This is a genomic window from Gemmatirosa kalamazoonensis (assembly GCF_000522985.1).
Taxonomy (GTDB): domain Bacteria; phylum Gemmatimonadota; class Gemmatimonadetes; order Gemmatimonadales; family Gemmatimonadaceae; genus Gemmatirosa; species Gemmatirosa kalamazoonensis.
Window position 1 is genome coordinate 784,553 of sequence record NZ_CP007129.1, and the last position, 22,106, is coordinate 806,658.

At 71.7% G+C, this 22,106-nt stretch carries 28 protein-coding genes and 2 pseudogenes; 8 read left to right on the plus strand and 22 right to left on the minus strand.

Annotated features, from left to right (window positions below; all coding sequences use genetic code 11):
• Positions 1 to 21: 21 nt before the first annotated feature.
• From J421_RS26355 to J421_RS26380, 6 genes are read right to left on the minus strand one after another with little or no spacing between them, the layout of a single operon-like run.
• Positions 22 to 510, minus strand: coding sequence for a hypothetical protein (locus J421_RS26355; protein WP_025414116.1), 489 nt, complete (start codon positions 508 to 510; stop codon positions 22 to 24).
• A gap of 25 nt (positions 511 to 535) precedes the next feature.
• Positions 536 to 1,072: a DinB family protein gene (locus tag J421_RS26360; protein WP_025414117.1), complete on the minus strand. Its 537-nt coding sequence runs from the start codon at positions 1,070 to 1,072 to the stop codon at positions 536 to 538.
• Between the two features lie 13 nt (positions 1,073 to 1,085).
• On the minus strand, positions 1,086 to 1,673 hold the full coding sequence (locus J421_RS26365; RefSeq protein WP_158508912.1) for a DUF1801 domain-containing protein: 588 nt from the start codon (positions 1,671 to 1,673) through the stop codon (positions 1,086 to 1,088).
• A gap of 2 nt (positions 1,674 to 1,675) precedes the next feature.
• Positions 1,676 to 2,185, minus strand: coding sequence for a hypothetical protein (locus tag J421_RS26370; protein WP_148306549.1), 510 nt, complete (start codon positions 2,183 to 2,185; stop codon positions 1,676 to 1,678).
• A complete protein-coding gene (locus J421_RS26375) occupies positions 2,182 to 2,754 on the minus strand; it encodes a dihydrofolate reductase family protein (protein ID WP_025414120.1) in 573 nt (190 codons plus the stop codon). The genes J421_RS26370 and J421_RS26375 overlap by 4 nt, the downstream gene beginning before the upstream one ends.
• A 3-nt stretch (positions 2,755 to 2,757) precedes the next feature.
• Positions 2,758 to 3,108 carry a hypothetical protein gene (locus tag J421_RS26380; protein WP_025414121.1) on the minus strand — a complete coding sequence of 117 codons (351 nt, stop codon included), beginning with the start codon at positions 3,106 to 3,108 and terminating at the stop codon, positions 2,758 to 2,760.
• 141 nt (positions 3,109 to 3,249) lie between these two features.
• Here J421_RS26380 and J421_RS26385 point away from each other — a divergent pair, with 141 nt between their 5' ends.
• Entirely contained in the window at positions 3,250 to 4,839 is a 1,590-nt protein-coding gene (locus J421_RS26385; RefSeq protein ID WP_025414122.1) for a family 43 glycosylhydrolase, read from the plus strand.
• Positions 4,840 to 4,882: 43 nt separating this feature from the next.
• Here the strand turns inward: J421_RS26385 and J421_RS26390 are convergent, their stop codons facing one another.
• The 6 genes from J421_RS26390 to J421_RS26415 all read right to left on the minus strand — a co-directional run bounded on the left by J421_RS26390 (position 4,883) and on the right by J421_RS26415 (position 7,640).
• Positions 4,883 to 5,140: a hypothetical protein gene (locus J421_RS26390; protein WP_148306550.1), complete on the minus strand. Its 258-nt coding sequence runs from the start codon at positions 5,138 to 5,140 to the stop codon at positions 4,883 to 4,885.
• Between the two features lie 55 nt (positions 5,141 to 5,195).
• Positions 5,196 to 5,606: a VOC family protein gene (locus J421_RS26395; RefSeq protein WP_025414124.1), complete on the minus strand. Its 411-nt coding sequence runs from the start codon at positions 5,604 to 5,606 to the stop codon at positions 5,196 to 5,198.
• Entirely contained in the window at positions 5,603 to 6,088 is a 486-nt protein-coding gene (locus J421_RS26400; RefSeq protein ID WP_025414125.1) for a VOC family protein, read from the minus strand. The genes J421_RS26395 and J421_RS26400 overlap by 4 nt, the downstream gene beginning before the upstream one ends.
• A gap of 78 nt (positions 6,089 to 6,166) precedes the next feature.
• Positions 6,167 to 6,571: a GNAT family N-acetyltransferase gene (locus J421_RS26405; protein ID WP_025414126.1), complete on the minus strand. Its 405-nt coding sequence runs from the start codon at positions 6,569 to 6,571 to the stop codon at positions 6,167 to 6,169.
• A gap of 11 nt (positions 6,572 to 6,582) precedes the next feature.
• Entirely contained in the window at positions 6,583 to 6,990 is a 408-nt protein-coding gene (locus J421_RS26410; protein WP_025414127.1) for a hypothetical protein, read from the minus strand.
• 350 nt (positions 6,991 to 7,340) lie between these two features.
• The gene (locus J421_RS26415; RefSeq protein ID WP_025414128.1) at positions 7,341 to 7,640 is read right to left on the minus strand and encodes an antibiotic biosynthesis monooxygenase; all 300 of its coding nucleotides are present in this window, start codon (positions 7,638 to 7,640) and stop codon (positions 7,341 to 7,343) included.
• Between the two features lie 142 nt (positions 7,641 to 7,782).
• Between J421_RS26415 and J421_RS26420 the strand changes: the two genes are divergently transcribed.
• A complete protein-coding gene (locus tag J421_RS26420; RefSeq protein ID WP_025414129.1) occupies positions 7,783 to 8,946 on the plus strand; it encodes a hypothetical protein in 1,164 nt (387 codons plus the stop codon).
• Positions 8,943 to 10,418 carry a phenylacetate--CoA ligase family protein gene (locus J421_RS26425; protein WP_025414130.1) on the plus strand — a complete coding sequence of 492 codons (1,476 nt, stop codon included), beginning with the start codon at positions 8,943 to 8,945 and terminating at the stop codon, positions 10,416 to 10,418. The genes J421_RS26420 and J421_RS26425 overlap by 4 nt, the downstream gene beginning before the upstream one ends.
• 59 nt (positions 10,419 to 10,477) lie before the next feature.
• Here the strand turns inward: J421_RS26425 and J421_RS26430 are convergent, their stop codons facing one another.
• The 5 genes from J421_RS26430 to J421_RS26450 form a co-directional block, all read right to left on the minus strand.
• The gene (locus J421_RS26430; protein ID WP_025414131.1) at positions 10,478 to 11,242 is read right to left on the minus strand and encodes a nucleotidyltransferase domain-containing protein; all 765 of its coding nucleotides are present in this window, start codon (positions 11,240 to 11,242) and stop codon (positions 10,478 to 10,480) included.
• Positions 11,243 to 11,245: 3 nt separating this feature from the next.
• On the minus strand, positions 11,246 to 11,431 hold the full coding sequence (locus J421_RS26435) for a hypothetical protein (protein ID WP_025414132.1): 186 nt from the start codon (positions 11,429 to 11,431) through the stop codon (positions 11,246 to 11,248).
• A gap of 79 nt (positions 11,432 to 11,510) precedes the next feature.
• Positions 11,511 to 11,909 carry a DUF2255 family protein gene (locus tag J421_RS26440; RefSeq protein ID WP_025414133.1) on the minus strand — a complete coding sequence of 133 codons (399 nt, stop codon included), beginning with the start codon at positions 11,907 to 11,909 and terminating at the stop codon, positions 11,511 to 11,513.
• 239 nt (positions 11,910 to 12,148) lie between these two features.
• Positions 12,149 to 12,481, minus strand: a complete 333-nt coding sequence (locus tag J421_RS26445; RefSeq protein WP_148306551.1) for a hypothetical protein — start codon at positions 12,479 to 12,481, stop codon at positions 12,149 to 12,151.
• 158 nt (positions 12,482 to 12,639) lie between these two features.
• Positions 12,640 to 13,221: a YdeI/OmpD-associated family protein gene (locus J421_RS26450; RefSeq protein ID WP_025414135.1), complete on the minus strand. Its 582-nt coding sequence runs from the start codon at positions 13,219 to 13,221 to the stop codon at positions 12,640 to 12,642.
• 530 nt (positions 13,222 to 13,751) lie between these two features.
• On the opposite strand from J421_RS26450, the gene J421_RS26460 reads away from it, so the two are divergent.
• From J421_RS26460 to J421_RS26480, 5 genes are all read left to right on the plus strand, one after another.
• The gene (locus J421_RS26460; RefSeq protein WP_025414137.1) at positions 13,752 to 14,195 is read left to right on the plus strand and encodes a MarR family winged helix-turn-helix transcriptional regulator; all 444 of its coding nucleotides are present in this window, start codon (positions 13,752 to 13,754) and stop codon (positions 14,193 to 14,195) included.
• 70 nt (positions 14,196 to 14,265) lie between these two features.
• On the plus strand, positions 14,266 to 14,595 hold the full coding sequence (locus tag J421_RS32325) for a hypothetical protein (protein WP_148306552.1): 330 nt from the start codon (positions 14,266 to 14,268) through the stop codon (positions 14,593 to 14,595).
• Positions 14,595 to 15,059 (plus strand): hypothetical protein, encoded by a 465-nt coding sequence (locus J421_RS34155; protein ID WP_025414139.1) that lies wholly within the window; start codon positions 14,595 to 14,597, stop codon positions 15,057 to 15,059. Before J421_RS32325 ends, J421_RS34155 begins: the two co-directional genes overlap by 1 nt.
• Complete coding sequence (locus tag J421_RS34160) at positions 14,984 to 15,736, plus strand: baeRF10 domain-containing protein (RefSeq protein ID WP_236646377.1); 753 nt, start codon at positions 14,984 to 14,986, stop codon at positions 15,734 to 15,736. The genes J421_RS34155 and J421_RS34160 overlap by 76 nt, the downstream gene beginning before the upstream one ends.
• Before the next feature lie 12 nt (positions 15,737 to 15,748).
• Positions 15,749 to 16,801, plus strand: a complete 1,053-nt coding sequence (locus tag J421_RS26480) for a hypothetical protein (protein ID WP_148306554.1) — start codon at positions 15,749 to 15,751, stop codon at positions 16,799 to 16,801.
• 326 nt (positions 16,802 to 17,127) lie between these two features.
• Here the strand turns inward: J421_RS26480 and J421_RS34165 are convergent.
• From J421_RS34165 to ftsH, 5 genes and pseudogenes are all read right to left on the minus strand, one after another.
• Positions 17,128 to 17,322 (minus strand): annotated as a pseudogene (locus tag J421_RS34165) (SDR family oxidoreductase); the annotation flags it as partial.
• Positions 17,323 to 17,328: 6 nt separating this feature from the next.
• The gene (locus tag J421_RS26490) at positions 17,329 to 17,532 is read right to left on the minus strand and encodes a hypothetical protein (protein WP_025414142.1); all 204 of its coding nucleotides are present in this window, start codon (positions 17,530 to 17,532) and stop codon (positions 17,329 to 17,331) included.
• Positions 17,533 to 17,800: 268 nt separating this feature from the next.
• Positions 17,801 to 18,481, minus strand: coding sequence for a trimeric intracellular cation channel family protein (locus J421_RS26495; protein WP_104023412.1), 681 nt, complete (start codon positions 18,479 to 18,481; stop codon positions 17,801 to 17,803).
• Positions 18,481 to 19,758 carry an amidohydrolase gene (locus tag J421_RS26500; protein ID WP_025414144.1) on the minus strand — a complete coding sequence of 426 codons (1,278 nt, stop codon included), beginning with the start codon at positions 19,756 to 19,758 and terminating at the stop codon, positions 18,481 to 18,483. The genes J421_RS26495 and J421_RS26500 overlap by 1 nt, the downstream gene beginning before the upstream one ends.
• A 210-nt stretch (positions 19,759 to 19,968) precedes the next feature.
• Positions 19,969 to 22,070 (minus strand): annotated as a pseudogene (gene ftsH, locus J421_RS34840) (ATP-dependent zinc metalloprotease FtsH).
• Between the last annotated feature and the right edge of the window lie 36 nt (positions 22,071 to 22,106).

Consider the following 22,106-nt stretch of genomic DNA (forward strand, 5'->3'; position numbering starts at 1 on the left):
AACGATCGCCGCGCGTGCGGCTCACGCGCGCGCCTGCACCCCCGCGAGGATCTGTCGGATCGCTCCGAGGTGATACGCCGTGTGCGCCGCGGTGGACAGCGCGGCGGGAGCGGCCATGCCGTCCCAGTTCGTGCGCTCGGCGACGACCTTCCGCCACGTCGCGGCCTCGTCGCGGAGCGCGTCGCGCAGCGTGCGCCACGCATCGTCGGTGACGGTCGTGCGCCGCCAGCTCGCGTTCCAGTCGCTGCCGGCCCACGGATTCGCCTCGCCCGCCGCCCATCGGTTCAGCATCGCGAGGCCGAAGTGCAGGTGATCGACGTGCGACGCGATGGTCGATCGTTCGAAACCGGGCCGCTCGGACGCGGTGCTCGCATCGATGCTGTCGAGCTGGCGCAGGAGGCCCGGATCGCCGGGGTTGAGCACGTACGCTTCCTGCCCCGGCGGGCCGTCGAAGATCTCCGTCAGCATTGCGGACAACGCGCGCTGGAAGATCGAGTCCGTCGTCGTCATCGATGCTCCCGTCGAATCGGAATCGTTAGGCATCGGCCTGCGCCCATTCGCGCGACCGCGTCGTCCACTGCCACAGCCCGTCGGTGGCCTCGCGCGGCAATCGGTGTCCGAGCTGGCGGGCGACCATGACGATCTGCCCGCGGTGATGCGCCTCGTGCGCGACGAAGTACGTCAGCACGTGACCGACGTCGAGCGGCAGGTTGCGCCAGACGTACCCCTTCGACGGCGGCACGACGCCGCCCGCGCCGACGCCGAGCGCGATCAGCGACTCGATGCCCGCGCCGCTGCGCCGCAACGCGGCGAGGAGATCGGCTCGCGAGACCCGCCCGCGATCCACCAGCGCCGGTGCGGTGATGCCGTGCTCGCGTCCGAGGGTCTTCAGCCACTGCGCGCGGGCGTTGTGCAGGTGGGCCGCGACGCCGCGCACCGTGCGTCGCGGTGCGCCGGGCACGGCTTCGCTCCAGAGCTCCGGCGGGATTCGCTCCACCAGGAACGCCGTCACGCGGCAGTTCGTCCGCCACGCGCCGAGCAGCGTGTCGCGCAGATCGGGGGCCGGTGCCATGACCGGGTGGTGGCTACTCGCGCGCCGCACGTCGCCGCGGCCGCTGCTTGGCGGATACCGAGCGGATCACGAGCGTCCCGGGCGGCCCGTCGCGCAGCGGCACCGGCGCGGACGTCGCGGCGGCCGTCAGCAGCGCCGCCACCTCGGGCCGCTCGAGATCGGCCGCCGACGAGACGCGAAGGAAGCGCGTCTGCTTGCCCGCACCGTGCAGCAGGCCCGCGGGATCGGCGAGCGCGGCACCGTGAATGAGGCACACGCTGACTCCCTTCGCCGATGCGGCGATCGAGAGCGCCGCGTCCGACGGTCGCAGCGTCGCCGAGTAGCCGATGACGAAGAAGTTGTAGTTGTCGTACACCAGCTCGTGCGCCGCCGGGAAGCGCCGCCGCAGGGCGTCGCGCACGTCGCCGATCAGCGCCCGATGCGCGGGCTCGAACTTGGCGATGAACTCCGCGAGCGTCGCCTCGGCGATGTCCGTCACCGGTATCTCGGGCACCGCGCCGGGGAACTCCGACGACATGGGCGATTCCTCACTGCGAGCGGGGATGCCTAACGCCTCGGCGTTCGTGCCGGCGCGGGCGCTGCGATCGCGTACCCTGTCCATCGTCAGAACGCGCGCTCTCGCAAGACGCGCCGCGGCACCTCGAGCAGCTGCACGACGGCGCCCCGGCCGGCATCGGCCGTCAGCAGCACCCATGCGAGATCCTCGCGCAGGAGCACGCGCGCGGCGGACGGACCGTGCGGCGCCGGCATCCGGAGCGAGGGCACGGCGACCCAGCCGGCCTCGATGCTCGCGCGCTCGACCGCTGCCCGCACCGCCGACGCTTCGTCCCGGCTCGCGCAGGGCCACCGCGCGCCCGGCGACATGCCGCCGTCCCGCGTCTCCGTCGTGAACACCGGCCGATCCGGCAGGAACGGGAGCCGCGCCGGATAGCTCGGCGGCCGCTGCGGCGCCGCCGAGTACTCGGTGACGATCTCCGCGCGGCCGGCGGCCGCGAGGCGCTGCCGGACGTACGGGTCGCTCGGCCGCGCGTCCACCGGCGTGTACGGCGTCGCGGCGACGCCCTCGGGCCCTCGCGTCACGAGGACCATCTGCGGCAGGGATGGCTCGCTCATGTCTGTCGCTTCACCTCGTAGCGGAGCGCCACCATGCCGCTCCGGTATGGCGTCACCTCGAGCAGATGCAGGGCGACCGTCCGGTCGAGGCCCTCGAAGAACGCGATGCCGTGGCCGATCACGACCGGCAGGATGGAGTAGCGAAGCTCGTCGGCGAGGCCGCGGCGCAGACACTCGCCGGCGACCGCGCCACCGCCCACGAACCAGATGCTGCGAAAGCTCGGCTTCAGCCGCTCGTCCACGAAGCGCTGGAGATCGCCCGCGTGGAACTCGACGGTCGGCCTCGTCCGGCGCAGCTCGCGACGGGTCAGGACGAACGTCGCCTTGTCGCCGTACGGCCAGCCGAGGCCCCGGGCCTCGAAGCCTAACGCGGTCTCGTAGGTTCGCGACCCCATGACGTAGCAGTCGATCGTCCGGAGGAAGTCGGCGACGGAATCCGGCGCCATGATCTCGCCGCCGTCGAAGTGGTCGGCGGTCTCCAGCCAGTCGACGCTGCCGTCCTTTCGCGCGATGAACCCGTCCAGGCTCGCCGCCATGTGGATCGTGACCCGAGAGTCCGCGGTCGCCATGCGTCAGCCACCCGTGAAGGGAAGCTCCACTCGGCGCGCCTCTCCGCGAACGTACCGCTCGACGACCTCTCGCGCCGCCGGCTCGTACGCCGCGACCGGCGGCAGCCCGCCGTCGAGCAGCGGCCCGCTGTCCCGCAGCAGCCGCGCGACCGCGTCCACGAGCAACTCCGTGTCGTGGTGGTCGGTCACGCAGGCCTCGACCAGCTCGACGAGATAGCTCGCCAGCTCCTCGGGGCTCGGCTCGCCGACGGCGCGCCACCCGATCGCGGTGAGCGCGGCCGCGAGTCCGGGCAGGGCACCGCCGCCGTGTCGGTCCGCGAGGAAGCGCTCCCGAAGTGAAGTGAAGCTGATCATGAAGGTGCGATGGGTGTCACCGCGGCGCCCACCGGGATCATGGAGCCCAGCCCGAGGCGGAGGAAGACCGTCCATCCGGCCACCCTTCGAGCGATCGGACGGGTGGCGCGGCGGAACGCCGTGCGGCCATCGTTCGCGGCGATGCGTCTCTCCATCCCGATCGCCCTGCTGCCGCTGCTCGCCGCGTGCGCGTCGTCCCCACGCGTGGCGACCGTCCCTCGACACGGGCTCGAAGCGCGAGCCGTGCACGCGACGTCGAACCCGATCCTGTCCGACGGCACCGACTACACGGCCGATCCCGCGCCGCTCGTCGCCGGCGGAAAGCTCTACGTCATCACGGGACGCGACACCGCGGGGCCGCGCGTCAACGACTTCAAGATGCCCGAGTGGCAGATGCTGGTGACGAGCGGCGACCCGATGGCCGGACGGTGGACGCACTATCCGCATTTTCTGAAGCCCGACGAGGTCTTCGAGTGGGCGGCCCCCGGTCGAGCGTATGCCGCGCAGATCGTGCGGGGGCCGAACGGCAAGTTCTATCTCTATGCCCCGGTCATCCATGCCGCCGCGACCACGAGAGACAAGTTCGCGATCGGCGTCGCCGTCGCCGATGCGCCACTCGGCCCGTGGGTCGACGCGCATCCGGCCGGCCCGGTCGTGTCGCAGTCGTATCCGATCGCGAACGACATCCAGAACATCGACCCGACGGTGCTCGTCGACGACGACGGGCGCGTCTATCTGTACTGGGGCACGTTCGGGCACCTGAAGGGGGTCGAGCTCGAGCGGGACATGGTGACGTTCAAGGGCACGCCGATCGACGTGCGCACGCTGAACGGCTTCTTCGAGGCCGCCTGGCTGTTCAAGCGCAACGGCACGTACTACATGGCGTACGCGGCGAACACCGCCGGGCCGACGTCGGAATGCACGGAGGCCGTGTACTACGCCTGCATCGCGTACGGCACGTCGCCGTCGCCGCTCGGCCCGTGGACCTATCGCGGCGTGATCCTCGACCCGGTGTCCTCGACGACGTCGCATCCCGGGATCGTGGCCTACGAGGGGAAGTGGTACATCACGTATCACACGGCCGACGCGAAGGGCGGCGGACACTTTCGTCGCTCGGTCGCCATCGATCGCGTCGAATGGGACGACGGCGTGAGCCCCGCGCGCATTCGCAAGGTCGTCCCGACCGGCGCTCCGCTCGACACCACGCCGATCGCGAACATCGCGTCGCACGCCCGCATCACGGCGTCGAACGTGCCGGTCCCCGTGCAGTACTGGCTGCGCGCCGTCAACGACGGCAAGGTGCGCCCGAATCCACTGCCGCCGGACATGTGGGCCACGTGGTCGCGGAACAACCCGCCGCAGCAGTGGATCGTGTATCAGTGGGAGCAGCCCGAGACGCTCGTCGGGTCGAGCCTCCACTTCTGGGGCGATCATGCGGCGGGCGCCGGCGCCGGCGTCGCGCCGCCGAAGGCGTGGCGGCTGGAATACTGGGACGGCGGCGCGTGGAAGCCGGTCAGCGCGACCTCGCCGTACACCGCCACGCTCGGCGCCGACAACCGCGTGGACTTCGCGCCGGTGACGACGCGCTGTCTGCGCGCGGTGTTCGACGCGTCGACCGATGGGACGAGCTTCGCGGCCGTCGCGCTCCAGGAGTGGGAGGCGTTCTCCACCCGGCCGCGCGCGGCGCGTCGACCATCCGTGAAGGGAGCCGCGACGGCGAACTGCTCGTAGGCGGGCGGGCGCGAGCCGTTAGGCGGCGGCACCGAGCGCGGTGCTAGGGGCGCGTGAGGTCGACGGTGGCGATGCGGAGATCGCCGCACCGCCGGCGCCGGTGGGCCGCCGAGTCCGCGAACGACCGCAGGTCCGTCGACACCGTGTCCGCGTGCGTCCGGGCAGTGGCGTACGCTCGCGCGCACGCCTCGGCGTTCGGCGCCGCGTGGATCGGCGCGAGGGCGAGCCGAGCCGCCAGCACGGCGAGCGCGAGCAGCAGCGCCACCGCGCCGCCGTACGGCACCGCATCGCGACGACGCATCATGTCCTCCGAGCCGAGGGTGGTCGGGCGCGCCTCCGTCAGCTGCAACGATGCGTCACGCGTCGCGCGGCGAGGAGATCGTGAACCGGAAGCCGTCGGGGTCGCGCAGCCGGAAGGCACGCTTGCCCGCCACCGTCATCGGCGCCGATTCGAGCACGCCGCCGCGCGACTCGACTCGCGCGGCGAGGGCATCGATGTCCTGCGCCGTCGTGACCTGCAGCGAGAATCCCTCGCCCCGGACCCGGTCGACTCCTCTCGCGCCGTCGTCCTGGACGAGCAGCAGCTCCACGCTCCCCGCCTGCATCGCGATCGCGATCAGGCGCTCGTCGCGTCGGTACTCGCGCGCCACGGCGAAGCCCACGACGTCGCGGTACCACGCCGCGCTCGTCGAGAGATCGCGCACCGTGAGCGACGCCTCGAGACTCCGCGCCACGAGGCCGTCGGTGGGCGGGAGACGCTCCGTCATCCGCGGCGCGCCGCCTCGATCGCCGCGACGTCGATCTTCGTCATCTGCATCATCGCGTCGAACGCGCGCTTGGCGGCGGCCGGGTCGGGGTCGGTGATGGCCTCCGTGAGCGCGATCGGCGTGATCTGCCACGACAGCCCCCATCGATCCTTGCACCAGCCGCACGCGCTCTCCTCGCCGCCGTTGCCGACGATGGCGTTCCAGTAACGATCGGTCTCCGCCTGATCCGCGGTCGCGACCTGGAACGAGAACGCTTCGGTGTGCTTGAACGCGGGACCGCCGTTCAGCCCGAGGCACGGGATGCCCAGCACGGTGAACTCGACGGTCAAGACGTCGCCCTGCTTCCCCGACGGGAAGTCTCCGGGGGCGCGATGCACCGCCCGGACGGACGAATCGGGAAACGTCTCGGCGTAGAACCGCGCCGCCGCCTCGGCGTCGCGATCGTACCAGAGACAGATCGTGTTCCGTGCGGGCTTCGCCATGGCACCTCTCCATTCGATGGGGATCGGCGCCGAGCCGCGCCGACGCTGCAGTCTAGCACACGGCCCGCGCGGCCGGGTCTAACGTTCGAGCTCGGACAACCGCAGGAGTGCAGCCTCGGTCGGACGGAAGCCGACGGCCGCGTAGAAGCCACGCAGCGCCGGATCGTAGTCGACGTGCAGCCATACCGCCCCCCTGTCGCGTGCGAGACGAGCCGCACGCCGGACCAGCTCGCGGCCGATCCCCCGCCGCCGGAAGCCGGGATGCACCGTGGGGTCGAGGAGGAACGCGTGCGCGCCGCCATCCCACGCCACGTTGACGAAGCCGACGAGCTCCTCGTCGACGAACGCCGCGAGGTAGGCGAGGCTCCGGTCGAGGACCGCGCCGTACGCGCGCGGGGTGTGCGCCGGCCAGGCGGACGCGAACAGCGCATTCAGCTCGTCGTCCTCCAGCGTCGGGCACACGGCGATCGCCACCTGGTTCATGCTGCGAGTCCTCAGTGAGATGCGCGGGCCATCGAGGCAGCCGCGTGCTCGCACCCGGGCACCTCGGACAGCGCGTGATACACGGCCAGGCCGCGAGCCCGCGCCGTCTCGACCATCAGATCCGCGCCCTGCGACGCCCCGCCCACGCGCAGCACCGCGTCGCAGTGCGTCAGCAGCCGCTCGGCGATCGGGTGGAACACCTCGACGAACGCCGCATCACCCGTGTGCCGCGATCCGGCGAGTGCGGCCAGCGGGAGCGCGAGCCACTCGCCGACCACGGGAATGTGGCCCGCGCGGAAGAGCGGCAGCGCGTACGCCTCCATCGCCGCCACGTTGGCCGCGAGCTTCTCCGGGTGGTCGTCCGTCCCCGATCGATACGGACCGGCGACGAGGATCATGAGGGGCGAGGTGCCGGACATGGGTGGGAGCCGGGTGATCGGCGAGACGGGGTGCTGCCTAACGCTGCCTAACGCGCCGCGATCCGTCGGGTCAGAACGTGAGCTGGAACTGGAACGGCTGCTGCACGCGTTGGCGCACCACGACACCCGCGATCCGCGCGGGCTCGAACCGCATCCACCCCAGCGCCTCCTGGCCGCGGTGAACGCCGGGGCCGTCGACCGGAGGGCGTGGAAGGAGCCGGGCTCGACGCGCCCCGCCGTATCCACGATGAAGTCGGCCAGCACCACGCCCTCGACGTTCGCCTGCTTCAGCTCGGGCGGATAGTGCGGCCCGCGATTGCCCGGCAGCGGCACGGCCGGCCGGTCGACGTTCACGGCGTGGGCCGCGGCAGGCCGTCCACCACCTCGAAGATCGAGAGCGCCGGCTCCGCACCGGCGGCGCGGAACATCACGACGCCGGCCGGCGTGCCCGTCCCGCGCATCGCGTCGAGCGCCTCACGGCTGGCCCACCACGTCTGGATCCGCCAGCGCGCGGCGTCCCGGACATCGCGCACCAGCTCCGTGCGTACGAGGCCGGGTGGCAGCGGCCCGGTACCGGCGGCGGCGTACGCCGCCTGCAGCGCCTCCGCGCCGCCGGAGGGAAGCTGTGCTTCGAGGACCGTCAGGATCATGCGCTCTCACCGTCGTCGTGTGTGGGCCGCCTAACACCGGAACTCAGCGCCCGGGCGGCCGGCGGTCGCCCCGGCGCCGATCGGCAAGCATTATCACCCGGAGCGTCGGATTCACCAGACCCGAATGATTGCCCCGTGCCCCATGCACGACATGCATGACGAGCAGGTAAGCCGGCGAGCGTTCGCGACGTCGGCCGTCGGCACGGTGGTCGCGCTGGGCGCGGCGTCCGGCCTGACGCAGGCGTGCGCGCGCCTCCCGACGGCCGCGTCGATGCAGCCACCGCCCCCGCTCCCGGAGAGTCGGCGGGTCGAGCTGTCGGGCGCGGACTTCAGCACGTGGCGCGACATCGATCACCTCGCGCGGCTGGCGCCGACGCCGCACAACACGCAGCCGTATCGCATTCGACCACTCGATCCCAGGACGGCCGACATCGTGGCGCTGGGCGAGCGGTTCCTGCCCGAGGAGGATCACGGCAACCGCTACGTGGCGAGCGCGTTCGGCATCCTCTCGTCGGCGATCGAGATGGCGGCGAGGACGCTCGGCGTCCAGGTCACGACCACGCCGGCATCGTCGGTCGACGTCGCCGGGCTGCACCGCGCTGCAGCGCCGACGACGCTCGGGAGGGTGACGGTCGTCGGGGTCACGGAGCCGTCGCGCGACGCCAGCCTCCTGGACGTCCGCCGAACGTCGCGCATCCCCTATCACGATCGCATCGTCGAGCCGGAGATCTGGAGGGGGCTGCAAGGCATCGCCGCGACGTACGGCCACCGGCTCCTGGAGTACCACGACCGCGACGTCGTCGACGCCACGCTGCGGCTCAACGTCGACGCACTGATCGACAATCTCGGACTGCACCGCGAGCGGGAGGAGATCCGGCACTGGTATCGGACCGGACCGACGCCCCCGTTCGGCGACGGCCTGTGGGAGAAGCCGCTGAACCAGCGCGCGATCGAGATCAAGACGGCGTTCGGCAGCCCGGGATTCTTCCGTCTTCCCGTCATCCGCCCGATCGCCACGCACCAGTACCTGAAGACGCAGCGCGGAACCCGCCACGTCGCGTTGCTCTGTGGTCGGTTCACGACCTGGCCGGACCTCGTCGGCGCCGGCCGCGCGCTGTTCGACGTCTGGATCGAGATGGCTCGGCACGGGGTCTACATGCATCCCATGGGGTCGATGCTCACCAACTCCGTCTACGCGACCGAGATCGCGCGACGATTCGGCGTGACCGATTGCTGGCTCGCGATGCGCGTCGGCTACAGCGACGCGCCGCCGAGGGCGCCCCGCCTCGCGTCCATCCTCCTATGAACGAGATCTTCGACCGGGCGTTCGGCTTCGTGGCGAGCAAGACCGGCAGCGCGACGAACGCGTCGTGGCTCGCGTACCGCATGCTCTTCGCTCCGGGGATGATCGGCCGCACGAGGGAGTGGATCAGTCGCCACCGTGCGACGGCGGCGTTCTACAACGCACGGCGTCGTGTGCCGGCGTATCGGGAGTTCCTGACGAGGCACGGAGCGACCGATCCGCGTCGCTTCGAAGAGATCCCGCCGATGGACAAGCGCAACTACATCACGCAATGGCCGATCGAGCTGCGCTGCCAGGGCGGCCGGCTCCCGTTGCGCGACGCGGTCATCGACGAATCGTCGGGCTCGAGCGGCACGGCGACGAACTGGGTGCGGGGCGCCGCCGAGCGCGCGGCGACGCGGCGACTGATCCAGTACTCGACCCGAGCCACGCTCGGTGACGACGGCTTCATCCTCCTGAACTGCTTCGCGCTCGGGCCGTGGGCGACGGGGATGAACGTGTCGATGTCGCTCGTCGAACGGAGCCTCGTCAAGTCGATCGGGCCCGACGCCGCGAAGGCGCTCGCGACGCTCGAGCTGTTCGGACCGACGTACAAGTACGTGATCGCGGGCTACCCGCCGTTTCTCAAGTCGCTTGTCGACTCGACCGACTTCGACTGGGCGCCGTACGACATCTCGGCCATCGTCGGTGGCGAGGGGATGTCGGAGCCCCTGCGCGCGGCGCTCAACACGCGCTTCCGGAGGACGATCTCGTGCTTCGGGGCCTCCGACCTCGAGATCAACCTGGCGGTTGAGACGCCGTTCACGATGGCCTTGCGGGAGTCGATCGCATCGAACGAGCGTCTCGCCGGCGACATCTATGGAAACGAGGGGCTGCCGATGGTCTTCCAGTACGACCCGCTGCTGACGTACGTGGAGAGCGACGCCGAGCGCAGTCTCCTGTTCACGCTCAACCGGTTGGAGAACGTCAGCCCGCGGATCCGCTACAACCTGCACGATCGCGGCGTGGTCCGGACGGTGGCCGAGCTCGAGCCGATCCTGCGAGACCACGGGCTGACCCCGCGCGCGATGGGGCTCACGGTGGCGCTGCCGGTGATGTTCCACTGGGGCCGGCAGGATTCGTCGGTCGCGTTCTACGGATGCAAGATCACGCCGGAGGACGTGCAGCACGCGCTGCTGCGTCTCGCGCCGACGATGGGCGCGGTGGCCAGCTTCGCGCTGCACCCGTTCGAGGACGCTGCCGCGAACAAGCGCCTGGAGGTGTGGATCGAGATGGAGCGCGGCGTCGCGCCACCGGTCGACCGCGATGCCGCGACCGCGGACGTGCTGCGCGAGCTGGCGGCGGTGAACCAGGACTTCAGGGAGTCGGCGAAGATGATTCCGGCGGCGCTCCAGCCGACCGCGGTGTTCTACGCGTTCGGCGACGGTCCGATGTCCGGCCAGGACGTTCGCCTCAAGCGGCGGTACATCATGTAAGCCGACGTCGCCGCCGCCGCCTAACGCCACACCGATTCGTTAGGCGGCCGTGCGATGCGCTACGCGCTCAACACGCGCGCGACCTCGTCCACCCAGCGGCCCGTCTCGCGCGCCGGCGCCCGCGTGAACACCTCGCCGACGTCGCCGAGTCCGGCCGCGACGAGCAGGCGCTTCTCGTTCAGCGTCCACTGCCCGCGCTCGCAGACCCGCGCGTGCGCCTCCTCCATCGCCGCCTTCGCTGCCTGCCCCACCGCGCCCACCACGTTGCCGCGCGCCGCGTGCATCCGCGCGTACTCCAGGCTGAAGTCGCGCGCGAAGCGCCAGCGCGGCGGCGCGGTCGCGACGAGCTTCGCCGGCACCGGCCCGACCGCCGGCAACTCGCCGACGAGGACGCGGCCCGACGCCAGCTCGGCCGCGAGGCTGTACGTCGGGATCCCGGCGAGGTAGCCGAGGAGCGCGTCGAGCTCGAACACACCTTTCTCCGCCTGCCGCGTCCAGTGCAGGGCGACGTCGAGGTCCCGGAGGATCACGTCGACGTCCGCGTCGCCGACGCGCAGCCACGCCCCGCCGTTCATGAGCCGGCCCCACGCGCCCGGCGGGTGCACCTCCCCGTACGCCTCGAGCGCGCCGAGCTCGATCCCGCCGCGGTAGTACACGGCGAGGTCCCAGTCGCTGCCGCCGTCGGCGCCGCCCGCGGCGCGCGATCCTCCGAGCGCGACGCCGACCGCACCGGGCAGCGCCGCGAGCGTCCGCACGAGCGCCTGCACTCCGGGAGGGAGCAGCGCCAGCTCGTGCCGCGCCGGTGCCGACGCAAGGAACGTCATCGATCAGACTCGGCGCTGTCTGCCTGCGACCAGTAGGCCGACGCCCACCAGCAACAGCAGCCCGCCATACACCGCCCACTTCGACTGGCCCGTCATGAAGCTGCCCGGGAGCACGCCGATGCCCTGGAGCAGCCAGACGCCGCCCATCAGGCAACACAGCGCGCCGACGACGTACCGTACGATCCGCATCGGTCGATCGGGAGAAGGTGGATTCGGTAGCCGCCTAACGTCAGAGATCGACTGGCAACGAGCGAACGTGACCGCTGCCCTACTCCGCCGGGACCAGCTCGAGCGTCGTCGCCTCTCGCGCCGGCTCGGCGAACCCGCGCACCCACTGCTGCGACGCCGGCGTCCGGTACTTCCGGGCGTACGCCGCCGTCACCGCTGCCCGGAGGCGCGTGCTGCGCACCGGCCGGGCGCGGACCGCGATCTCGCGCGCGTCGACCCCGCGCCGTCCGCCGAACGCGATCGTGCCGCGCGGCTCCGCTCGCAGCGCGCGATACCACCCGGTCGGCTTGTCGTTCCAGGAGCGCACGAACACACGACCCTCGACGACGACGACCCAGACGCCCGTGTGCTTGTGCGACGTCCCCGAGCGCACGCCGAGGATCGACGCCCGGTCGAGTGCTTGCACGTCCGATTCGGGGAACCGTGGGGTGTTGGCCATCGCCCGCTCACTGTGCGTGCCGCGCTGCAGGCTGCTCCGCTACTTCTTCGCCGGTGGGGAGCGGGAGCGGGTGGAATCTCCGAGTGGGCTCCGAGCGCAAAGATGTGCGGCCCCGGGTGTGCGGCAAGGTTCGGGTCAGGCGACGGTGCGCGCGCTTCCGGCAGGCCGGCACCGTGATGCGGCGCCGGCGCCGGGTTCGGAAGCCGCGCCCCACGTCAGCTGCAGCGGTTCGTTAGGCGTCAGGGCGCGGCGGCCATCACCTGCGAGGTGGTGCAGTCCGCGCGCACTCGAGCGGCGCTCGCCGGCTCGGTCCTCGCCCGCTCACCCGTCGTGCCGGACGCGCTGGTCGGCGCGTACTCCCCGAGGGCGCTCCGGAGCACCCCGGTCGTCACGCCCTGTGAGCGCCGGGAGTCGTGCGTGATCTCGGAGCGCATCAGGAGGTACTCCTGCCCGGTCACCGTGTCCCGCAGCCGCATCGCGCAGGCTCGATCGAACCCGGAGGTGCCGGGACCCACGGGGACGCCCGGCGGCGTCGGGAGCTCCGCCACGCGCGCGAGCCGGGTGCCTGGCACGGGCGTCGCGGGCCGAGCGGATCGTCCACACGCGCCGAGCACGGCGGCGACGGTCGCGGTGAGCGGGAGCGACGAACGAAGTCTGCTACTCAATCTCCTATCCATGTGCGAATGATGACGCGTTGGCGCCTAACGCCGGAGCTCAGCTACGGAGCCTGCTACGGATGCAGTGTCTCCCTTCGCTGAAGCATCGCGATGAACTCGGCGATCCGGCGCGCTCTCGTCTCGGCTTTCACGGCGGTCTGGATCCGGTAGAGGATGCTGTATCGGTGCGCGCCCTTCAACGTCTCGAAGAAGGCCTTCGCCTCCGGATGCTCGGCGAGTGCCGCTTGGAAGTCCGCCGGCACCGTCACCGTGCCCGGTGAATCATAGGCGCGGTCCCACCGACCGTCCGCCTTCGCTGCGTCGACGGCCGCCAGTCCCGCGGCGTGCATCTCGCCCGCTGCGAGCAGCCGCTCCACGTGCTCGCGGTTCCGCTTCGACCAGGGACTCCGCTTCTGCCGAGGGGTGAACTTCTGGAGGAAGGAATCCGCATCGTAGCTCCGTTTCTGTCCGTCGATCCAGCCGAAGCAGAGCGCGAGATCGAGCGCTTCGGCATAGGTGACGGATCGGAGGGGCGAGTCGGCCTTCGCAATCCGTAGCCAGAGACCTGGCTGTGAGGCGTGATGCGCGGCGAGCCACGCTCGGAACGCGGTGCGGTCAGCGAAGAGAACGATCGGGTAGTCGGACGCGGGTGCCACGTTCGGTCAACGGAGAGTCGCTGGAGTCAATTGCGGAGCGCCGTCAGCTGCAACGATTCGTGAGCCCGTCGCGAGGTATGATCCGGGCCCATAGGTAACGGAACATTGTCGGGTGATGGGTGACGCTCGCCAGCCTATGGGCACCGGCCGGGACGGAGGCGCCCATGCCGTGGAGCGATCACCCCGATGGACGCGCGGCTGCGCTGCATCGCCGACGGGCGCGGCGGGGCGGCGCGACTGATTCACGACGGGGCATACGAGTGGATCGTCGTCGACCGACGACTGCTTGCGCGCCTCGTCCGGCGCGCCTCGTCCGGCCCGCCTCGGCGACACTCGCGTTCGCGATCGAGTTCGTGGTGCCGGACGTCGCGGCGTGGGACGTGCGCCTGACGATCGCGCGAGAGCTGCGCCGCGTGCTCGGGTCCCGAGCGGCGTCCGCGTTACGAATGGACGCTTGACATTACTCGTTATCACAACTATCCTTATAAGGGAATCAGACAGGTCGCGATCACGAACCTGGGAGCCGAGCCATGCCGAAACGTCGATTCGAGACGCCGCCGTTGCTGGCGTTCGACCTGCTCCTGCGGACGGCGCTCGAGCTCGACCTGCAGCTCGGTCAGGCGCTCCGGCCGGCCGAGGTCACGCCGGCGCAGTACAACGTGCTCCGCATCCTGCGCGACGCGGGGCGGCAGGGCACGGCGTGCAGCGAGATCGCCGAGCGCCTCGTGCGCCCCGACCCGGACGTGACGCGGCTGCTCGATCGGCTCGAGGCGCGGGGGTTCGTCACCCGCGCGCGGGACACCGAGGACCGCCGCGTGGTGCTCGCCCGGATCACGCCCGAGGGGCTCGCCGTGCTCGACAAGCACGGCGCCGCGATCGCCGCGCTCCACGCGGAGCAGTTCAGCCGGCTCGACGCGGACGAGTTCGATACGCTCGGCGCGCTCCTCGAGAAGCTGCACGGCGGGGATCGCTGATCCCACATGTATTCGGCGCGCCGTCCCATTTATTCGTTATCACGACAAACCCTACAAGGAGGGATAGCCGATGTCAGCCATCCACGCCACGCACCACGCGCACGCGCCTGACGGTCCCCGCTTCTCGGCGAGCGACCGGCCGCTGCCGCCGACCGAGTCCCGTACCACGTGGAGAGCCCGGGCATGGCTATGGGGGTCGATCGTCGTGGTCTACGCGCTCGCGGCGCTCGCCATCGTGGCGCCCACGATGACGCTCGCCCTGCTGTTGGGCGCCGCCGTCGCCGGCGCCGTGATCTGGATCATGTTCCGACTGCTCGACCGACGGGTGAAGTCGCTCGGTGCGGAGCCGTCCCGCGCGCGCCATGCCTGGCCCCATCGCGCCACGCGGAGGGACGCATGATGACGCCGCGCGAGCTGGCCGCTTTCGCACGCGAGGGCGCAGGGGCCCGGACGCTCTCCGTCTATCTCGACGCGCGCGTGACCGACCCGGCGATGCGAAATGCCTGGCGTCCCGCGCTGACGACGGCGCTGCGCGACGCCCGGGCCGCGGTCGCCGACGAGCGCGAGCGCGCCGCGTTCGACCGGGCGGCGGCGTTCCTCGAGCAGCCGCTGACCGCACCCGGCGGCGTCTGGGGCGCACGTGGCTGGGTGGCGATCGCGACCGCCGACGGGCTCCGGTACGCGGCCGAGCTGCCCGTCCGGGTGCCGACGCTGGCGGTCTGGCGTTCGGGGCCGGTCGTGTCCCCGTACGTGCGCGTGTTGAAGGAGCACGTCCGGTCATCGTCGCGCTGGTCGACTCGCGCTCCGCGCGGTTCTTCCGCTACACCTGGGGCACGCTCGCGGCGCTGCCCGAAGCGACGCTGACGGCGCCGAGCGACCTCGCGGCCGCGACGCCCGGTAGCTCCGAGCTGCGCGCGACGTCGTCGCCGGCGCCGCGGGGCGCGCTCGACACCGAGCGGGCGGACCGACGGCGCGGCGCACTGTTCCGCCGCCTCGCGGCATCGATTGCCGCGCGGCTCGCGGAGCTCGCCGGCGACGACGGCTGGATCCTGATCGGCGGGACGCGCGAGTGGGCGCGGCTCGCCGCCGGGACGCTCGCGCCGCGCTTCGCCGACCGGCTGCTCGTGAGCGCGTCGCTCGACCACGACGCGACCGACCGCCAGATCGTGGATGCGGCGCGGGAGGCGGCGAGCGGCCTGCGGGCGATGCACGGCCGCGCCCTGCTCGACCGCCTGCTGGAGCGGATGCTCCCGCAGGGGCGTGGCGAGGTGGGCGTGCCGGCCACGCAGCGCGCGCTGCACGCTGAGGCCGTCGACCTGCTGCTCCTCTCGCCGCAGTTCCTCGAGACGGACGCGCCGGTCGCGGAGAACGCCGTGCATGCAGCGCTCGCACAGGGCGCCGACGTCGAGGTGCTCTCGGGCGAAGCGGCGGCGCACCTCGATCGGGCAGCGGGCGGGATCGCGGCGCGTCTTCGCTTCGCCATCGACGGCTCGCCCCGGCCGGACACCGGACGTGACGACAGACCTGACACCCTGAGCTGAGGAAACCCTGCCATGCACGAACACCACGGCACCACGATCGCCCGGACGCCGTCGCGACTCCCGACACCGCCGCCACTCGCCCTCGATCTCAGTCACGCGGGACGACCAGTCGGCTGGGTGCGCGGCGACACGATCGGCTTCCGTGGCTTCGCGAGCAACGTGGAGGCGGCGCACGCCGCGTGGGTCGCATACCGCGCCGTCGCGCTGCGGCTCGCCAAGACCGACGGCCGCCGGCCGATTCCCGTCGACATCGGGCGCCTAACGCTGAGCGCCGGCGACGACGGCGACGACGGCGACGACCGCACCGTCGTCATGGCCAGCGGTCAGCCGATCGCGACGCTGCTGCCGCCCGACCCCGGGAGCCGTAGCGGTGACTCGTTCGGCTTCGAGCTCCGCGTCCCCGCGCCGACGTACGAGACGAGGATGCGCGCGATGGCGTATCTCGCGCACCGCGCGCTCCGGAAGTCGGGGGTCCGCTGGGCCCTCTGGGCGCGCGACGGTCAGCCGAGAGAGCGCCGCGGCGATGCGGTCCCGGCAGAGGCCATCACGTCACCTCGTCCGCCCCGCGCGGAGGCTCGTAGCGCGCGGCGCGCCGTGGACCGGGGCTTCGCCCTGCTCTGTCTCGCCCTCGTCGTCTCTGTCGCGCTCATCGTGCCTCGCAATGCGGTGCTCCCGCTCGGCGCCATGGTGCTCGCGGCGCTGGTGCTCGTCGGCGCGATCGAGCTGCCGCGCCGCTGGTGGGTGCGTCGCGTGCGTGCCGCCGAAGCGCGCGCGGGACTCGTCACCGTCGACCACGCCACCGCCACGCGGCGCGCGCCGGCAGCCGAACCGCAGACGCGAGGCGGTGCGCTGCGGCGGCCAGTGGCGGTCGCGGTGACCGTGACGGCGAGCGTCGCGGCGCTGCTGCTCGCGTTGGTGATGCCGGATCACCTTGCAGGCCCGGTGGGCGTGCTGGGACTGACGGGTCTCCTCGCCAGCCGGCTGTTGGCTCCGCGGCCTGGGATCCACGAGCGGGAGGAGATCGAAGCCCGACGAGAGCCTGACGAGGGCCTAACGAGAGCCTAACGGGGCGAATCGCGCCTCATGGGTCGTTGGCATCAGTGCCGTCATTCACGTCAACCACGGGAGGCTCGCATGCACGCCATCCGCGCATTCATTCGCTCGCACCTGTACGGGGCCCATGCGACGCCCCACACCACGCGTGACGCGGCCAGATCCCACACGCCCGTCGTCGCGACCAGGCCCGACGCCATGCCGCGCCGCCGCCGCGCGCGTGCGCTCACCAGGGCGCTCGTACGGGCGCTCCGGTCGTTCGATCCGCGGCACCACGGCGCGCACGCGGACTGGCCGGCGCCGGTCCCGCGCTGACGCCGAGACGGCCGGCATCGGTCACGCGCGACGAGCATCGTGCGGAGCTCCTCCGGCAGATTGGCCAGGAGCGGCGTCCCGATGTGCGCGGGCCCGACGCAGTTGATTCGTGGCCCCTGGGGTCCGTATTCGGCGGCCGCATTCTTGGTGAGGCCGACGACGCCGTGCTTGGCGGCCGTGTACGCGGCGTTGCCGATGGCCGCGACGGCTCCGTCGATTGGCCGTCAGCCGGCCACGCGGGCGAACGCGGGCTCGGACGGGCGGCTTGCCGGGGGACCGATGCGCAGCGGGCTCCACGAGGGCGCGTCGCTCGCCGGGAAGCTGTCCAGCGCCGCGTCGTGCACCTCGTCCCGGTCGCGCGTCGCCGGCGTCGATGCCGGCTGCTCAGCGCGCGTGGCCAGGTCGACGGCGCGGAGGGCCGCCGTCACGGCGGCCCCGTAAGGCAGGCGTCACCCTTCGGACCGCCGCCAGGTACGTGTGTTGGTGTGCATCGGGTCTCCAGTTTCTCGAGTGAAGTACGATCTCGTAATCGCGCTTACGATTGTCGTTATCACGACTATAAGAACCGCGGGGCTGGCATTTCCAGCACACGCGGCGCAGCTGAGTTCTACCTTGTGAGTATAGTCGTTATAACACTTAAATGGAAGGCCGGACGCGCGTCCGCGTCGCGCGAGGCGGCGATCCGGCGCCGTGGCCTCACGGCGTCTGATCGCGCGTCGCGCGCGGCAGCGGCGCCCGCCAGCCGCGGTAGATGGCCATGAGGCGGAGAAACAGGCAGACCGCCGCTCCGAGCAGCGTGTAGAGCGTCGGCGGGCCGTGGATGGCGTGGCCGATCGCGACGACCACGCCGCCCGCGAGCGCCGCGACCGCGTACAGGTCGCTCCGAAGCACGAACGGCGTGTCGCGGGCGAGCACGTCGCGCACCATCCCGCCCCCGATGCCCGTGAGCATGCCCATCAACGCGGCCATCGCCGGATGAATGCCGTACACGACCGCCTTCTGCGCGCCGACGACCGCGAACAGCGCGAGGCCGATCGCGTCGACGAGCAGAATCGGCCGCTGCCACAGCGCGATCTGCTGCGCCCAGTAGAACGTGATCACCCCGGCGGACATCGAGATGGCGAAGTAGTGAATCTCCCGCATCGCGGCGGGCGGCGTGGCGCCGATCAGGACGTCGCGCATCATCCCGCCCGCCACCGACACGACGAACGAGAGAAACAGCACGCCGAACAGGTCGAACCCCTTGCGCACGCCGAGCATCCCGCCGCTCAGCGCGAACGCGAGCGTCCCGACCCAGTCCAGCACCACGGCCGTGCGCGCGAGCAGCGCGTCGACCTCACGCGGCGCGAGCGGCAGTCCGATCCTCGGCTCGAGCATCATGTGGGACCGAGTGTCGGACCGAGTGTCGGACCGGCATCCGTGGCGCCCGTCCACGCGCCCACGGCCGCGAGCATCGCTTCGATGCCGGTACGCAGCGTGGGATCGATCACCGGCGCGAAATCCGGCGCGTGGTTGGCCGGCAGCTGGTCGAGCGTGCCGGCCGCCCGCGCCCGCTCGTACGTGGCGGGGTCGATGCCGCCGATCACCCAGAACACCGTCGGGACGTTCCACGCGGTGCCGAACAGCCCGAAGTCCTCGCTCGCCGTCGCGGGCGTGATCTCGTGCACGCGCGCCTCGCCGAACCGCGCCGCCAGTGCGGCCACCACGCGCCGCGTCGCCGCCTCGTCGTTGTGCGTGAGCGGGAACTCGCTGAGCACCGAGAACTCCGGCGACTTGGGCGCCCCCGAGGCGGCGGCTTCCGCTTCCAGAATGCAGCGGATCGCCGCGAGCACGCGCGTGCGCACCTCCGCCTTGAACGTCCGCACGTTCAGCCGGAGGAGCGCACGATCCGGGATCACGTTCTCGTTCATCCCCGCGCTCAGCGTGCCGACGGTCACCACGGCCGAATCGGTCATCGCCACCTCGCGCGACACGACGGCCTGCAGGCGCATCACCGCCGATGCCGCCATCACGACCGGGTCGACGCTCTTCTGCGGCATCGAGCCGTGCGCGCCACGACCGAACAGCGTCACCTCCCAACTGTCGCCCGCCGACAGCATGGTGCCGGCACGCCAGCCGATCTGGCCGGCGGAGAGCGGCATCACGTGCTGGGCGAGCGTGACGTCGGGCTTCGGGAATCGCTGCACCATCCCGTCCTCGATCATCGCGCGGGCGCCCTGCCCGGTCTCCTCACCAGGCTGGAAGACGGCCATGAGCGTGCCGTGCCAGGCATCGCGGTTGCGCGCGAGGATCTCGGTCGCGCCGAGCAGCCACGCCACGTGCATGTCGTGCCCGCAGGCGTGGCTGATGTACGTCGTCTGTCCGAAGCGATCCGTGCCCGTCGCCTGGCTCGCGTAGGGCAGCCCGGTGCTCTCGCGGATCGGGAGCGCGTCCATGTCGGCGCGGGCCAGAACGGTCGCTCCGTCGCCGTTGCGCAGCACGCCCACCACGCCAGTGCCGCCGACGCCCTCGGTCACCTCGTAGCCACGCTCGCGTAGCCACGAGGCGGCGATGCCCGACGTGCGATGCTCCTGCATGGAGAGCTCGGGATGCGCGTGAATGTCGCGGTAGATGCCCTCGAGCGTTGCGAGCAGCTCATCGGACGGTCCGGGCAACGGTCCGGGCAACGGGCCGGACGCTACGGCATGAAGTTCCGCATGGGAAGTCATTCGTACCGCCACGCGCGATGCGCGAGCTCGCGATCCGACCCGTCTGCACGGTGCGGACACATGAAAGCCTCCGGTTTCGAGAGGTCGAGTGCGCCGACATGGCTTGCTCCGTCAGGCGTGCCTGACTGACACGGTGATCGGCTCGTTCGATGCCTGTCAGGCGGGCGCGCGTGCCGTCGCGAGCGCGGGCGCGGGCGGCAGCCCGGTCACCTCGAGGATCTCGCGCTCGTCGAGCGTCTCGCGGGCGAGCAGCGCCGTGGCGAGCGCGTCGAGCGCCCCGCGATGCTCGGCGAGCAGTCGCTTCGCGTCCTCGTGGCACTCCGCGATGATGCGGTGCACCTCGGCGTCGATCGTGCGCGCGGTCTCCTCGCTGAACGGGCGCGATGTGCCGTCGAACCCCGCCGCGCCGCTCGGGCCAGCGAGGTACGGGTTCGCGCGCGGCGCGAGCTGCACGAGCCCCAGCCGGTCGCTCATGCCCCACCGCGTCACCATGTTGCGCGCGAGGCTCGTCGCCTGCTCGATGTCGCTCTCCGCGCCCGTCGTGCGCGTACCGTAGACGATCTCCTCGGCGGCGCGGCCGCCCAACATGCCGACGATTCGCGCGCGCAGGTACGCCTCCGGGTAATTGTAGCGGTCGGCGTCGGGGCGCTGGTAGGTCACGCCTAACGCCTGACCGCGCGGCACGATCGTCACGCGGTGTACGGGATCGGCGCCGGGCACGACGAGGCCGAGGATCGCGTGCCCCCCCTCGTGATACGCCACGCGCTCCCGGTCCGCCTGGCTCAGGAGCAGCGCCCGCTCGGGGCCCAGCACGATCTTCTCGAGCGCGTCGAGGAAGTCCTTCTGGTGCACCGCGTCCTGCCCGCGCCGCGCGGCGAGCAGCGCTGCCTCGTTCACCAGGTTGCGCAGGTCGGCGCCCGCGAGCCCCGGCGTCGCCGCCGCGACCTCGGGGAGGCTGACGTCGGGCGCCAGCGGCACCTGCCGCGTGTGCACGGCGAGGATCGCCTCGCGCCCGTTCCTGTCGGGGAGGTTCACCACCACGCGGCGGTCGAAGCGACCCGGCCGGAGCAGCGCACGATCGAGCACGTCGGGCTGGTTCGTCGCCGCGAGCACGATGATCCCCTCGCGGCTCGAGAAGCCGTCCATCTCCGTGAGGATCTGGTTCAGCGTCTGCTCCTGCTCGCTCGACCCGCCTAACGCGACCTGGCCGCGCGCGCGCGGCCGATGGAGTCCAGCTCGTCGATGAAGATGATCGCGGGCGCATGCTCCCTGGCCTGCTTGAACAGGTCGCGCACGCGCGCCGCGCCGACGCCGACGATCATCTCCACGAACTCGGAGCCCGACATCGAGAAGAACGGCACGCCCGCCTCGCCCGCCACCGCGCGCGCGAGAAGCGTCTTGCCCGTGCCCGGCGCGCCGACGAGCAGCACACCCTTCGGCGCGGTGCCGCCCAGCCGCGTGTACTTCTTCGGGTCGCGGAGGAAGTCGACGATCTCGACGAGCTCGTTCTCGGCCTCGTCGATCCCCGCCACGTCCTCGAACGTGACTTTCCCTTCGACGTTCTGATCGAAGCGCCGCGCCGTGCTCTTCCCGAGGCCGGTGAACATGCCGCCGATCCCGCCGCCCTGCTTCGCGGCGCGACGGAAAAGCCACACGTAGAGCCCGACGATCACCAGCGTGGGCGCGAAGCTCGCGAGCAGGCCGAGGACTCCGCCGCCCTGCTGGATCGGCTGCGCGCTGATCTCCGCGCCGCTCGCGATGAGCAGCGTCTCGAGGCCCGGATCGACGAAGGCCGGGAGCTCGGTCGCGAAGTCGGTCACGGGCCGCGGCGCGGGCCGCGACCTGGCGAAGAACGTCGTGCGCCTCGCCGTGTCGCGCCTCGAGGAGTCGCGCGGCGTGGAGTCTCGCGTCGCCGCCGAGTCGCCGCGCGGATACATGACCGGCGTGCGGAAGCGGCCGGTGATGCTCGTGCCGCGGCTATAGATCGCCTGAACGTTGTGCCTCGTGATCTCCTCGCGGAACAGCGTGTACGGCACCTTCACCGGCGCGTTGCCGCTCGGGAACAGGAACCGCGCGAGCAGGAAGTTGACGAGCAGGATGAACAGGAACGACAGCCACGTCCGGCGGGGCGGCATCCGCCGCTGCGCCGCGGGCGGCTCCCCGGCGCTGCCGGGGCTTCCGGTGCTGGGCGGCGTCCGCGTCGGCACGCTCGGGGCGGGGGCGCCACGGGCTCCTGGCTCTGCCTGCCGACTCGCCATCGTTCCCCCGTCGTGACGGGCGCGCGTGCCCTCATG